At 61.0% G+C, this 13,465-nt stretch carries 13 protein-coding genes and 1 tRNA gene; 9 read left to right on the forward strand and 5 right to left on the reverse strand.

Going from position 1 to position 13,465, the window contains the following annotated elements:
* Nucleotides 1–2: 2 nt before the first annotated feature.
* From MGEO_RS16885 to MGEO_RS16895, 3 genes are read right to left on the reverse strand one after another with little or no spacing between them, the layout of a single operon-like run.
* Nucleotides 3–2,069 (reverse strand): S8 family serine peptidase, encoded by a 2,067-nt coding sequence (locus MGEO_RS16885; protein ID WP_085640519.1) that lies wholly within the window; start codon nucleotides 2,067–2,069, stop codon nucleotides 3–5.
* 3 nt (nucleotides 2,070–2,072) lie between these two features.
* Nucleotides 2,073–3,197 carry a phosphatase PAP2 family protein gene (locus MGEO_RS16890; protein WP_085640521.1) on the reverse strand — a complete coding sequence of 375 codons (1,125 nt, stop codon included), beginning with the start codon at nucleotides 3,195–3,197 and terminating at the stop codon, nucleotides 2,073–2,075.
* Between the two features lie 24 nt (nucleotides 3,198–3,221).
* Entirely contained in the window at nucleotides 3,222–4,838 is a 1,617-nt protein-coding gene (locus tag MGEO_RS16895; protein ID WP_143746285.1) for a hypothetical protein, read from the reverse strand.
* A gap of 159 nt (nucleotides 4,839–4,997) precedes the next feature.
* Here MGEO_RS16895 and MGEO_RS16900 point away from each other — a divergent pair, with 159 nt between their 5' ends.
* Nucleotides 4,998–5,204 carry a hypothetical protein gene (locus MGEO_RS16900; protein ID WP_085640525.1) on the forward strand — a complete coding sequence of 69 codons (207 nt, stop codon included), beginning with the start codon at nucleotides 4,998–5,000 and terminating at the stop codon, nucleotides 5,202–5,204.
* 49 nt (nucleotides 5,205–5,253) lie between these two features.
* Here the strand turns inward: MGEO_RS16900 and MGEO_RS16905 are convergent, their stop codons facing one another.
* Nucleotides 5,254–6,030 carry a transporter substrate-binding domain-containing protein gene (locus tag MGEO_RS16905; RefSeq protein ID WP_085640527.1) on the reverse strand — a complete coding sequence of 259 codons (777 nt, stop codon included), beginning with the start codon at nucleotides 6,028–6,030 and terminating at the stop codon, nucleotides 5,254–5,256.
* Nucleotides 6,031–6,158: 128 nt separating this feature from the next.
* Here MGEO_RS16905 and MGEO_RS16910 point away from each other — a divergent pair, with 128 nt between their 5' ends.
* Genes MGEO_RS16910 through MGEO_RS16920 form a run of 3 tightly spaced genes read left to right on the forward strand, consistent with a single transcriptional unit; the run spans nucleotide 6,159 to nucleotide 8,052 of the window.
* Entirely contained in the window at nucleotides 6,159–6,899 is a 741-nt protein-coding gene (locus MGEO_RS16910) for an amino acid ABC transporter ATP-binding protein (RefSeq protein ID WP_085640529.1), read from the forward strand.
* Nucleotides 6,900–6,909: 10 nt separating this feature from the next.
* The gene (locus tag MGEO_RS16915; protein ID WP_085640531.1) at nucleotides 6,910–7,683 is read left to right on the forward strand and encodes an amino acid ABC transporter permease; all 774 of its coding nucleotides are present in this window, start codon (nucleotides 6,910–6,912) and stop codon (nucleotides 7,681–7,683) included.
* Between the two features lie 12 nt (nucleotides 7,684–7,695).
* On the forward strand, nucleotides 7,696–8,052 hold the full coding sequence (locus tag MGEO_RS16920; RefSeq protein WP_085640533.1) for a carboxymuconolactone decarboxylase family protein: 357 nt from the start codon (nucleotides 7,696–7,698) through the stop codon (nucleotides 8,050–8,052).
* Nucleotides 8,053–8,062: 10 nt separating this feature from the next.
* On the opposite strand, the gene MGEO_RS16925 is transcribed toward MGEO_RS16920, so the two are convergent.
* Entirely contained in the window at nucleotides 8,063–8,647 is a 585-nt protein-coding gene (locus MGEO_RS16925; RefSeq protein ID WP_085640639.1) for a TetR/AcrR family transcriptional regulator, read from the reverse strand.
* 98 nt (nucleotides 8,648–8,745) lie between these two features.
* On the opposite strand from MGEO_RS16925, the gene MGEO_RS16930 reads away from it, so the two are divergent.
* The 5 genes from MGEO_RS16930 (at nucleotide 8,746) to MGEO_RS16950 (ending at nucleotide 13,409) form a co-directional block, all read left to right on the forward strand.
* On the forward strand, nucleotides 8,746–9,027 hold the full coding sequence (locus tag MGEO_RS16930; protein WP_085640535.1) for a hypothetical protein: 282 nt from the start codon (nucleotides 8,746–8,748) through the stop codon (nucleotides 9,025–9,027).
* Nucleotides 9,028–9,102: 75 nt separating this feature from the next.
* Complete coding sequence (locus tag MGEO_RS16935; RefSeq protein WP_085640537.1) at nucleotides 9,103–10,389, forward strand: homoserine dehydrogenase; 1,287 nt, start codon at nucleotides 9,103–9,105, stop codon at nucleotides 10,387–10,389.
* A gap of 83 nt (nucleotides 10,390–10,472) precedes the next feature.
* A complete protein-coding gene (gene glpX, locus MGEO_RS16940) occupies nucleotides 10,473–11,441 on the forward strand; it encodes a class II fructose-bisphosphatase (RefSeq protein ID WP_085640539.1) in 969 nt (322 codons plus the stop codon).
* A gap of 7 nt (nucleotides 11,442–11,448) precedes the next feature.
* On the forward strand, nucleotides 11,449–13,197 hold the full coding sequence (gene recJ, locus MGEO_RS16945; protein WP_106299221.1) for a single-stranded-DNA-specific exonuclease RecJ: 1,749 nt from the start codon (nucleotides 11,449–11,451) through the stop codon (nucleotides 13,195–13,197).
* Nucleotides 13,198–13,334: 137 nt separating this feature from the next.
* A tRNA-Glu gene (locus MGEO_RS16950) sits at nucleotides 13,335–13,409 on the forward strand.
* The last annotated feature ends 56 nt before the right edge of the window (nucleotides 13,410–13,465 follow it).

The following is a 13,465-nucleotide window of genomic DNA, read 5'->3' on the forward strand; positions in this document are numbered from 1 at the left end:
TCTCACACCCCGATGAAAGGCTGTTCCTCCGTGTGTTTCGGTGCGGTGCCGCAAACCAGCGGCACGCGGTAAGGCCCTGTTCTGGCGAGGGTTCGCGCGTCTGGTGTGATGCCGGGATAAAGCTCCGTAAAGCCCTGTCGCACGGGATGACCTGCGATGAAATTGAGCGCAATCAACCGTGTTGCAGTAGCCGCCGCAGCACTTGTGCCGATGATCCGCGCACCTGAACCGGACAGCACGCCGATGGAGGGCAATCCCGGTCGGAACCACCCTTGATCGGCTGTGGCCGTCGCTGCTGGCAGGTTTGCATCAACAGCAGCACCGCCCTGTGCGTCACGCTTGATCGACGCGCTGCCGCTATAGCCCGAAGGTTTGAGCGTGGACTGCATGTAGCCCGCGACGCGGAACACAGACGGCGCGGTGCCGATGCCATTGAGGCAGCCAAACCCGCGTACCGGAGTAAGAGCGGGCGGTTCGAACACCCGTGGCGGTGTCGGGTGGGACAGATCGACCAGATAGCTTTGCTGTCCACCCGTGCCGAGCTGCGTGGGGTCATCGTCGCGCTGCACCCAGACATCGAGATGTTCGCCTGCGCCAAGCGGATCGGCTGCGGTGTCGATGGTGATTGTCCATAACCCGACCGGCGTGCGCCGTCCCGCCCCCAGATTGCCCGCAGTCGGTATCATCGCCAGCATGACGCGCCAGCGATTGCCAAGATGTTTGTCTGCCGAAAGCTGGCCGATGTTCCTGCCGCCGGTCTCGATCTCAACAAAGCGGCGTGGGTCGCCGTCTTTGAGTAGGGGGTCCGCCTTGACTGCGATGCTCTGCTGCATGTCGGGCAGGTGTCCTGTAGGGGGCGTCACGGTAACAGTCCAGCCTTGCGGATCACGCCCGGGCGGTAGCCAGATTTCAAGATAACTCGACGTGCGGTCATCGGGTTTGATCTGCCATCCAAAGCTGACAGCGCCGCCTTCCAGGTCACCGGCCGCAAACCGCGCGTGCATGTTGTTGGCGAAGTTGTTGCCCGTGGGCATGACCAGTTCCGTGCAGGGCTGAACCTTGCGCCGATCCGTGATCAGCGCCTCCACTGCGCGTTCGAAACTCGACCGCCCGTCATGGCGATTGGCACTCCATCCGTAGCTGAAGTTGATCACCAGCGGGATCTCGGGGCAGTTGTAGGCCTGCGCGATCATGCGGGCGCGGTTGAAGATGTATTCAATCGCGCTGAGCATCATCATTTCCTTGCCAAAGCCTGACGTGTCCCAAGCGATGGTGTTCGGCAGTTGAACGGCGATCACCGCCGCATCGTCGGGCAGATCAGTGGCACCCACATAGGGGTCATTCCCGGCAGCAATCCCGGCGATATGCGCGCCATGGGTGGCGTGATGCATCAGCACCGTGTCCACCTCGGGCAGATCAGCGTCGATGGCATGGGCGGCCCTATAGGCGCGGACTTCCTGATCGCCGTATTGCGCGCGAAGCTGGTCGATCCGTGTGCCTGTGATCTCGCACCCAAAAGGAACGGCGGCGGACGTATCGGCCCGCGCCGCCTGAAGCCAGCACAGGTTGATCCGTGTGGCACCCACCGCATCGCGGAAGGCGCGGTGCAGGAACGGGATGCCGTCGTCGATCACACCGATGATCACGCGGGGTTTGACCTTGGGCTTCTGCCATCCCTCCGGCGTGCCATTCGGATCATAACTCGCGGGCCAAGTCACCGGATCAATCGGCATGTTGAGACGATAGCGTGTCCCGTTCAGCGCATGCAGGCAGCGGGCCAGCTCCGCGTCGTCCTGCGCCGGGTCGGAGTTTTCCGTCACCGACTTGTTCCACATGGCAAAGGGTGTGATCTCTGGATTGTCTTTCCAAAGCGGCGGTATGCGGATTTCGACATCCGCCGTTCCCGCGATCATTCCTTCACCTTCCATCAGCGCGGTGATGTGGCTGGACGGCCCTTTGCGGATGGCGGGGAAGGCAAAGGGCCGCCCCAGATCCTCGGAAAAGATCCAGCGTTCATAGGGACCGGTGTACTTGTCGATCCGTTCGTCATCATGGCGATGCGGGAACATGGCTCAGACCTTCTGCGCTTCGGCCACGGCCCCGGACCAGAGCCACGAAAAGGCAGGCTTGGCGGACAGTGTGGCGGTGGTGCCAGTCGTCGTCAGTCCCTTGGTCGCGGCAGTGACCGGATCGCGTTGATCTTCGCCGAAAAAGTCGTGATCCCCTGCGCTGTAGGCCAATTCCGCAACTGGTCCGCCTGTGCCAGCGCGGTTCAGCACAACCTGACCGACAATCCGGCCAAGCGCCGAACCCGCCCAGCTGTCGATCGGGTAATGAACACCCGCCACTGTCCGGTTCACGGCGATCCGTTCGGCCAGACCGCGCAGAGTCTTGATGCGCTGTTCGCCATCCGCAAGGCTGTCCCACGCCGCCACCAACGCTTCGAGGACAGTCAGCACGGCATAGGCCTCGGTCGCGTGGGCGGAGGGAAAGCTGCCATGGCCCGGTGTCGGGATCATCGGCATCAACCGTGCATCCAATTGATCGGGGCGGCGGATGGCAAGGTGGTTCTTCACGATCATCGCCGTGTGCGCTGCAGCGACCTGTGTCGCTGTGATCAACTCGAACGTCTTTTTGTTCTGCGCGCTGTGCAATCCAAGCATCATCGCGAAATAGGCGGTGGGAAAACCCAGTTGCGACGTGATCTCGGCGCTGCGTTCGGCGCGCAGAGTGGCGTAATCCGACACCAACCGGCATTGCGACCGCAGCAGGTCGTTCGCCGGGCGATCCAGTGTCAGGAACGTTGTCCCGTCGAAAGACAGGGTCACGCGGTCGGGTGCGCCGCCAGTACCCACCATTGCGTCAGAACCTATGCCCGCAAGGTATTCGCTGACATAAAGCGATCCGCGCACCCATGTCGCCAGACCGGCAAGGTTGTTCGGGTCCGAGAACCCCAATTCCTTGTCTGTCGGCGTTGCTCCGTCCTCGGTCAGGTGACGCAACCCTTCGGCGGTGGTCTGAAGGCCCAGCGTTGTCGCGGGGTCATATCCACCAGGGTCTTCGCTGCCCAGGAAACCGCCGAGGCCGGTGAAGTTCGTTCCGCCGAAACCGCCAAACCCTCCGAAACCGCCAAACCCGCCGAAACCACCAAAGCCGCCGAAACCGCCAAAGCCTCCGAAGCCCCCATATTGTGCCATAGTGCTGTATCCTTTTTGAAATGCTCAGGAAATTCCCGCAACAGCCAGCGCTTCAAGAACCAGTTTGCCGGTTTTGCTGTCTGCAGAGGGGTGTGTCTTGCGATAGTCTTCAAGATTGAAATACGGGAACCGCCGCATCAGGTCCTGGGCGGTCTCTCGGGCTTCGCCCCCGCGGTCCAGCGCATGCAGTGCAGCAATGCGCGTGCGCAGGGTCGAGATGTGGCGGTCATTGGATTCAAGGGATCGGTCGGCCAGTTCCAAAGCCTTTTCGTAGTCGCCCCCGGCGAGGTGCGCCGAGCTTGCCAGACTGTCGAAGTAGTAGCCGAAGGGGTCGATCGGCGACAAGTCACGGGCCATTGTGGTGGCCCGGATTGCGGATTGGCCTTCGTCCCGGAATGCCATCAGCGACCCGCGCAACAGCCAGGACAGGCTTTCGCTTGGGTTGATATCCTGCGCAGCACTGTAGCGGCGTTCCGCGACGTCCATGTTCTTGAGGATATTGCCGTTCACGAATCCGTCGATGGTCAGGCCAAAGCTCGATTGCGGGTCGAGGTCGAGCGCGCGGGCCGTGCAGTCGAGCGCTTTCTGTGTGTCGCCCTGCCGGTCCGTGCTGTAGTTCTTGAACACGCTCAGAACATACCATTTGCCAAGCCAGGCAAAGACGTGCGGATTGGCCGGCGCGCGGGCAGCGGCTTCGTCAAGGAACTGGCGGGCACGCAGAAAATCCCCAAGCTTGGGGTGATGCATCGCCGTCGCCCCGGCGATCAGCAGTTTGTGATCCGGCAATTCGGGCAGGGGCGTTTGCCGTCCAGCGTGCAAGGTGGTTTCGGCAATGGCGCGCCCGACGGACTGTACCACATTGACCAGCCATCCCGATGCTTCCTGTGCGAAACTGCCAATCGGGCAGGACAGATGGCGGTTCCAAAGCAGCGTTCCGCTCTGAACGTCGGTGAAGTCGACATCGGCGATGAGCGTGTCGCCCTGGCGGCGCATTGCGCCCGTCAGCAGATAATCCACATCCAGCGTTTCGCGAACGTTCACGATATCGATGAACCGCTGGGACATGGCGCGGCCGGACAGATGCGAAATCACTGACAACAGACTGGAGCGCGACATCATGCGACTGGTTTCCTCGGCGATCCAGTCACCTGCGATGGCAAGCTCTGCATCCCCCGGCGGAACGGTCAGTGGCAGCGCACAGACCCGTGGCCGAATTCGGGTCGGGCCACGCTTGTTCGACATGAAGCACAGCGCCTTCACGGCACTTGGATCGGCGCGAATGCTGTCGCGCCATGTCACGAAGTTGGGTTCGCGTACGTTGAGGTCATAAAGAAACGGGCCGTCGGACGGATGACCGATCACCTTGACCCGCGACATGTCAATTTCGACTTCCTTGTTCGTGACGGTCAGGATCTTGTCGAAGTCCTCGCCGATCTTCTTGCGCAGATCCGAAAGCGCGCGGCGTAGGTTCTGGTGACCGCTTTCGTAATCGGCAAAGCCCCAGAGGGTCTCCTGAAGAAAGCTGCGTGACCTTCGGTTCAGAGGAGCCGTGACAAGAAGCGCGAACAGGGCGCGATGTTTCGCGCCCGTAATCTCGTCCGCTGGCGTGTCTGTGCGTCGCAGAACGCACGAGCCAAACAAGGAAATTTCAAGCCCTGCCGCCACCTTAGCCTCTCTCGTTACGTGGCGTGATGCTAGCTTTGGTTGCCGCAGGAACCAAGCAGTTCACACTGAATTCACACCGGGATGTGCTGCCACTTTGTTAGTCTGCTGAAACGGCAAGGTAAAAAGGACCAAACTATGTCCAAGCAACAGGCGCATATTGCGATTGTGGATGCAGTGGATTTTTATGAACAGTGGCCGATACTGAGACAGCGCGCGGAAAAGCTTGTCGAAACCCAGCAAATGACAAAAGAAGACGCCCTGCTGCTGCACTGGATGATCCGGATGGTCGACATGGTTGGTCCCAGGGATATTCCGTCTGACGATGCCTCAGACCGACGATAAAAAAAAGCCGGCCCTGGGGCCGGCCTTTCCGGTTTCTTTCGGGCGGCTGTCAGAGGCCCCACTTTGCAGCAGTTGCCTCAAAGAAACCCTGTGCCTTCTTGAGCTCGATCCAGCTGTTCACGTAGTTGATCCAAACCTGATCATCCTGCGGCAGCAGCATCGCAATCGGAGTCGGCGCGCGCGGGCCGTCGGTTTCGATCTGACGCAGGTTCGGGAACTTGGACAGCAGCGTGGAGCCTTCGATGTTCGACGTGATGAACACGTCCGAACGACCTGACAGCACTTCCTGATAGCCACGTGCCGGGGCCTCGACCACGGTCAACTGAGCATCCGGAAACCATTCGTTAACCAGTTTTTCAAACGTGGTGCCCAGCGTGGTGGCCACTTTGACATCCGCGGCGTTGATCGAGTCCCAGCCCGAGAAGCGATCCACCTTGTCGTCGGTGGTGAAAGGGAAGATCTCCACCGCGATATAGCTGTCTGAATAACCGGCGGCCTTGAGGCGGGCCGGGCTGATCGAGGCTGAACCGGTCATGTGGTAGTTGCCGGCGACGACGCCATTGACGAGGGTTTTCCAGTCGGTCGGAACAAACTCGAGTTCCACGCCAAGGTCCGTGGCCAGTTCGGTCATGACGTCGATGTCATATCCCTTGTAGCTGTTCGTGGCCGGATCGCGCACCGACATCGGGTTCCAGTCTCCGGTCGTCCCAACCTTCAGGACCCCTTCGCTGAGAATCTCCTGAAGGGCAGATTGTGCCGACGCGGGCGCGGCGAGGAAAGAAGCGGCAAAGGCAGCCGCCAGTCCAAGTGATTTCAGAAAACGCATGGTATTTCCCTTTTCGTGTATGTCTCGATGCAGTTACATAGGTTGAAAGCTCCGACGGCCATCACGACACGCTGACTTTTTGGCGCGCGCGCTATCTTGAGAGCACTGAAGATGGATCGGAGGCACGGATGAGCGCAGAGCGCGTCATAGAAATAAGTTCGTTGAACAAGTCGTTCGGGGATTTCCGGGTTCTGACCAATGTCGATCTGAGCGTCAGTCTGGGCGAGCGTATCGTCATTTGCGGACCTTCGGGATCGGGTAAGTCTACTTTAATCAGATGTGTCAACGGATTGGAACAGTTCGATTCCGGACACATACTTGTCGATGGAATATCACTCGAGGAACCGGGTGGGGTTGATCGGGTCCGATCCGAGGTCGGAATGGTGTTCCAGCAGTTCAATCTGTTCCCCCATCTCAGCGTCTTGGACAACCTCACGCTTGGCCCGATGAAAGCGCGCGGTCTTTCGCGGACCGACGCCGAAGCGCTCGCGATGGAGTACCTCGAGCGTGTCCGTATTCCCGAACAGGCCCGGAAACGTCCGCGCGAGTTGTCTGGGGGACAGCAACAGCGAGTGGCAATCGCCCGGTCATTGTGCATGAAACCCAAGATCATGCTCTTCGATGAACCAACCTCCGCGCTTGATCCCGAGATGATCTCGGAAGTGCTCGATGTCATGGTCGAACTTGCTCAGGAAGGCATGACGATGCTGGTCGTGACCCATGAAATGGGTTTCGCCCGCAAGGTCGCTGACCGGATGGTGTTCATGGATGGCGGCGAGATCGTTGAGACCGGAACACCGTCTGCAGTGTTCGAGGCCCCGAAATCCGAACGCTTCCGGGCGTTTCTCGACAAGATTCTGCAACATTGAGGCACCCGGCATGACGCGGACGACAAAACTCTGGTTGGCTCTGTTTGGTGTGCTGTTCGTTGCCGGATGCAGCGGAACCAGCGGGGCTTGGGGCTGGTACGTGATCGATCCGAGCACGGCGCAGGGACAGTCGAACATCCGTTTCCTCGTCGGCGGCTTCTGGGCAACGATCCTGCTGTCGCTGATTGCTGCCGCGCTCTCGATGATGATCGGTCTGCTGGTGGCCCTGCCGGGCATGTCGTCGAACCGTTGGGTCCGGTTGCCATCGCGGATCTATATCGAGTTCATCCGCTCCATCCCGCTTCTGCCGATGCTGTTTTGGGTTTTCTATGGCCTTCCGGTTGTCATGCGGTCGCTCGGGTTTCCGATAACCATCGATGCTTTCTGGGGCGCGATCATCACGCTGGCCATCTCGGACAGTGCATTCACGGCCGAGATCTATCGCGCCGGGATACAGTCCATCCCGAAAGGTCAGACCGAGGCCGCGCGTACGGTGGGCCTCACCTACAGCCAGACCATGCGCTACGTGATCCTGCCACAGGCGATCCGCCGGATCCTGCCGCCCTTGGCCAACCAGTTCATCTACATCGTGAAAATGTCCGCGTTTGCCTCTGTCATCGGAATGCAGGAACTGACCCGCCGCGCAAACGAGCTTGTGGTCACGGAATACAGGCCGCTCGAAATCTATTCGCTCTTGATCCTAGAATACCTTGTTCTGGTGTTGATCATCAGCTTCTTCGTGCGCTGGCTGGAACGCAAAATGGGATCGGACGAAAGCCGCTGAGGGAGGATCGTGATGAGTTGGTCAGAGTTCATGCAGGACACGCTGAAACGCCTGGACGTGATGCAGAGGGAAACCCCTGAAACCTTTTCGGGTTTCAACCAGATGGGGCGGGCGGCCAAGACCAACGGCGCGCTGGACGAGAAGACCAAGGAACTGATTGCCCTGGGCATTGCAATCTCGACCCGCTGCGACAGCTGCATTGCCTTCCATGTGAAATCGCTGGTTCGGCTGCGCACAACGCGCGAAGAGTTCTGCGAAGCCCTTGCCATGATTGCCTATATGGGTGGCGGCCCATCGGTGGCCTTCAGCGCCAAAGCTCTGGAAGCCTATGATGAATTCACCGGCGGTCCGGCTGGCAGTTCGGTCTGAGCGGGTCTCATCACGTGACCGTCTTGCGTACCATGTCCCAGTAGATCGCTTCCACCTCTGGAAGCGACAGGCGCCCACCGCTGCGGTACCACGTGTTGACGCCTGTCAGCATCGCGATGATCGCGAGGGTCGTGATCTTCGTATCGGCAACATGGAACACACCGCTGTCACGTCCGTCACACAGGATGGTCTCCAAAACTCCCTCATACCGACGGCGCAGGTCCTCGATTTCTGTAAAATTCTCAGGAGTCAGGTTGCGCAGTTCCATGTACGAAATGAACACGGCCTGCGGTCGCTCCAGGTGAAAGCGGATGTGAAACCGTGTGAATGCCTCGAGCCGGTCATGGGGCGTGTCCTGTCTTGGCTCGTCTGCGAGGGCTGACAGAAGGTCATCCATGTGCCCCTTGAGCAGATCGAAGAGCAGCGACTGTTTGTCCGGAGTGTAATTGTAAAGCGCGCCGGCCTGCACGCCGACCTCTTTTGCGATCTGCCGCATCGAAACCGCTGCGTATCCATGCTGTGCAAAAAGCGACAGCGCCGCCTCGCGGACACGGGGGCCGGTGATGTCTGAATGTGATCCTGCTGTGCGCGCCATGTGGGGCAGGGTAACTGAACGCTTGTTCAGATCAAGCCCGTGGTTGCGCCGCCGCGCGTGCTGCGGCAAGAGAGGGACATAGTCAGGGAGCAGCGCAGATGTGGCGGGCATGGATGATCCTCGGTTTGGCATTGGCCGCCTGCGCGGAATTTCCTCAGGTGGATGCCGCGTTGGCCGAGGGTGACCCCGACGCTGACTACCCCGAGCTTCTGCCATTCGAGCAATTGCTTGCCGGCGACGAACCTCAACTGTCTGAAACGGATGATACGGCCTTGCTTGCCCGCGCGGCGGAACTGCGCAACCGGGCGAATGGTCTGCGCGGTCCGGTTATTGATCGTGACACCCGTGACCGAATGGACGATGGAGTCACGGAACCCTGATCTGGGCCGTTGCAGGTAGCCCCGCGAGGCGCTATTGCGGGCCAGATTTCGCTTGTCTTCATAAGGATCGCCCCAATGACTGAACCTCTGCGCCTTGGAATTGCGGGTCTGGGCACTGTCGGCGCGGGCGTCGTCAAGATCATTCGTCAGAAAGCCGCGCTGCTTGAAGCGCGTGGGGGCCGTCCGATCACGATCTCTGCGGTTTGCGCCCGGAACCGCGTCAAGGACCGTGGCGTGCCGCTGGACAGCTACGACTGGGAAGACGATCCGGTCGCGCTCGCTCAGCGCGACGATGTGGATGTTTTTGTCGAACTGGTCGGTGGCAGCGACGGTCCGGCCAAAGCCGCGACCGAGGCGGCCCTTCGGGCGGGCAAGGATGTGGTCTCGGCAAACAAGGCCCTGCTTGCGCACCATGGACAGGCGCTTGCCGAATTGGCCGAGGCAAGCGGCTCGGTCCTGCGTTTCGAGGCCGCTGTCGCAGGAGGCATCCCGGTTGTCAAAGCGCTGACCGAAGGTTTGGCCGGGAACGACATCGAACGTGTCATGGGTGTGATGAACGGCACCTGCAATTACATCCTGACCCGGATGGAATCTGCTGGTCTGACCTATGACCAGGCGTTCGCCGAAGCCGACGGGCTTGGTTATCTCGAAGCTGATCCGAACCTTGACGTGGGCGGCATCGACGCGGGTCACAAGCTGTCCCTTCTGGCAGCCATTGCGTTCGGCACTCAGGTCAATTTCGATGCGGTCGAACTTGAAGGCATCGGATGTGTCAGTATCGAGGACATCCGCCAGGCTGCGGACATGGGCTACAAGGTCAAGCTACTGGGCGTTTGCCAGATGACCGGTCGTGGTCTGGAACAGCGCATGTCGCCCTGTCTCGTTCCGGCGACATCGCCGCTTGGGCAGCTTGAAGGTGGCACCAACATGGTGGTGATCGAAGGCGATCAGGTGGGGCAGATCGTACTGCGCGGTGCTGGCGCGGGCGAAGGGCCGACGGCGAGCGCCGTGCTTGGTGATGTGCTCGACATCGCGCGGGGCACACGTGTGTCGACCTTCGGACAACCGTCCGCAAACCTGTCCAAAGCCAAGCCTGCAAAGACCGCAACACCGGCACCCTATTACCTGCGACTGGTATTGCTCGACAAACCCGGAGCGCTGGCAAAAGTTGCCGCGGTACTTGGTGAGGCGGGCGTGTCTATCAACCGCATGCGCCAACGCAGCCATGATCAGAACACGGCACCCGTGCTGATCGTCACTCACAAAACCACCCGCGCTGCGCTGGACAATGCGCTTGCGGCGATGGTTGGCACCGGCGTTGTCGAAGGTGAACCCGTTGCGCTGCGGATCGAACAGGTCTGACAGCTTTAGCGCAACCAACCTTGCCAGCATGGGGCCTCGGGCTTAACAGGCTGTGTAACGACTGTTTTTGACTGGAGAGCCCTATGAACACGCGCCCTGATTTCAACGACCGCATGTTGTCCCTCGGTCTGGCGCGTGTGGCCGAGCAGGCCGCCATTGCCACCGTCGATCTGATCGGGCGCGGCGATGAGAAGGCGGCAGACCAGGCAGCGGTGAACGCGATGCGGGAACAGCTCAACCTGCTTGATATTGCCGGGGTTGTGGTGATCGGCGAAGGCGAACGCGATGAAGCGCCGATGCTGTTCATCGGTGAAGAGGTCGGCACGGGCAACGGACCGGGTGTGGACATTGCGCTTGACCCGCTTGAAGGCACGACCCTGACGGCCAAGGACATGCCGAACGCCCTGACTGTGATCGCGATGGGGCCGCGCGGCTCCATGTTGCATGCGCCTGACGTTTATATGGAAAAACTGGCGGTGGGTCCGGGCTTTGAAGAGGCCGTGGTCACGCTCGACATGACACCCAAGGAACGGGTCATCGCTCTGTCCGAAGCCAAGGGCTGCCGCCCGGATGACATCACGGTCTGCGTTCTCGAACGTCCGCGACATGAGGACATGATCGCTGAAATCCGGTCCACCGGCGCGGCGATCCGGCTCATCACCGACGGGGACGTGGCCGGTGTGATGCACTGCGCTGAACCGGCCCAGACCGGGATCGACATGTATATGGGCATCGGTGGTGCGCCGGAAGGCGTGCTTGCGGCCGCTGCTCTGAAATGCATGGGCGGGCAGATCCAGGGACGGCTGCTGTTCCGCAACGACGACGAGAAAGGCCGCGCCGCGAAGGCAGGGATCACCGATCTCGACAAGATCTACACCCGGGACGAAATGGTCACGCAGGACGTGATCTTCGCGGCCACGGGTGTGACCAGTGGCTCGTTGCTGCCCGGAATCAAACGTGAAGTCGGATATTTTACGACCGAAACGCTTCTTATGCGCTCCAAGACCGGTTCGGTCCGGCGCATGACATACCGGAACCCGATGAAACGATGAGGCTGCTGTGACCGGCTATCTCGGCGTTGACCGGTCGCTGACCGGGCGGCGCTGGATCGGTCCGGCGCCAGAAGTCGCGCGGCAGGCGGAAGCGCTTGTCCAGCAGACAGGTTTGGCCCCTGCGCTGTGCCAGACGCTGGCGCGTCTGGGTGTGCCGCCCGAAGAGGTCTCCACATATCTGGAGCCCACCCTGCGGGCCTTGTTGCCTGACCCAAGATCGCTGAGGGACATGGAACGCGCTGCGGAGCGCCTGCTCCGCGCGGTCAGGAACCGCGAGCGGATTGCGATCTTCGCGGATTACGACGTGGACGGGGGGGCGTCAGCGGCGCTTCTGATCGACTGGTTGCGCCAGTTGGATCGGCGCGCGACGCTCTACGTGCCCGACCGTATCGACGAAGGCTACGGGCCCAATGAACCGGCGATGCAGGATTTAGCGCGTGATCATGACCTGATCGTGTGTGTCGATTGCGGAACGCTGTCACATGGTCCCATCGCGGCAGCGGACGGCGCGGATGTGGTTGTTCTCGACCACCATCTCGGAGGCGAGACCCTTCCGGACGCATACGCCGTGGTGAACCCGAATCGGCAGGACGAAGATGGATCTCTGGCCCATCTTTGCGCGGCAGGCGTCGTATTTCTTGCTCTGGTCGAAGCCGGACGTCAGATGCGCGAAGCGGGCGGGCAGGGCCCCGACCTGATGTCGATGCTCGACCTCGTGTCTCTGGCCACGGTGGCGGATGTTGCACCGCTCAAAGGGGTCAACCGGGCCTTGGTGCGCCAGGGTCTCAAGGTGATGGCGCAACGCGCGCGGCCGGGTATTGTCGCCCTGTGCGATGTCGGGCGTCTGGACACGGCACCGAAATCTTATCACCTCGGATTTGTGCTTGGACCGCGGGTCAATGCCGGAGGACGCATCGGAAAGGCGGATCTTGGCGCGCGACTTTTATCGACAATGGACCCGCACGAGGCCCGCGCGATGGCCGAGCGTCTCGATGCGCTCAACTCGGAACGGCGCGAGATCGAGGAGGCAGTGCGCGCCCAGGCGTTGGAGCAGGCAGAAGAGCGGGGGCTCGACGCGCCCCTGGTCTGGGCGGCCGGGGAAGGCTGGCATCCGGGGGTCGTCGGCATCGTGGCGTCACGGCTCAAGGAACGCACCAACCGCCCGGCTGTCGTCATCGGGTTCGATGGTGACGAGGGTAAGGGGTCCGGACGCTCCGTCAGTGGAATTGACCTTGGTGCCTCGATCCAGAAACTCGCCGCAGAAGGTCTGCTTCAGAAAGGCGGAGGGCACAAGATGGCTGCGGGCCTGTCGCTCTCGCGCGATCAGCTTGAACCTGCCATGGCGCGCCTGTCGGAACTTCTGACCCGGCAGGGGGCAGACCAGTTGGGCGCGTCCGACCTGCGCCTTGACGGGCCGCTGATGCCGGGCGCCGCGACACCTGAACTGGTCGACCTGCTCGAAGATGCCGGGCCGTTCGGCGCCGGGGCGGCAGCTCCCAGATTCGTCTTTCCGGATGTGCAGATCGGCTTTGCCAAACGGGTCGGGTCGTCCCACCTGAAACTGAGCTTTGGCGACGGGATCGGTGCGCGGATCGATGCGATTTGCTTTGGCGCGTTCGACGGCCCGCTGGGGCCGGCACTAGAACAGCATGGCGGCGCGCGATTCCATTTGGCCGGTCGTCTGGAAATCAATGAGTGGGGCGGGCGTCGTTCCGTTCAATTGCGCCTTGAAGATGCGGCTCAAGCCACGGAATAGACTGCGGAACTCACTGTTTTCAGGCCATTTCCCTCGGCTTTCGACGCTTAAGGAAGAACCTGCAAAAATCCGCATTTTCCTGTGAATTTCCGCTTGCATGGCCGCGCGCGTTTGCCTAAACACCGCTCACCAAGCGTGGCCCGTTCGTCTATCGGTTAGGACGCCAGGTTTTCAACCTGGAAAGAGGGGTTCGATTCCCCTACGGGCTGCCACATTCTCCGAACATCAGCGACTTGCAAAACGGCCTCGGCAGCGACATATCCGGCGC

The organism is Marivita geojedonensis, from assembly GCF_002115805.1.
GTDB classification, from domain to species: domain Bacteria; phylum Pseudomonadota; class Alphaproteobacteria; order Rhodobacterales; family Rhodobacteraceae; genus Marivita; species Marivita geojedonensis.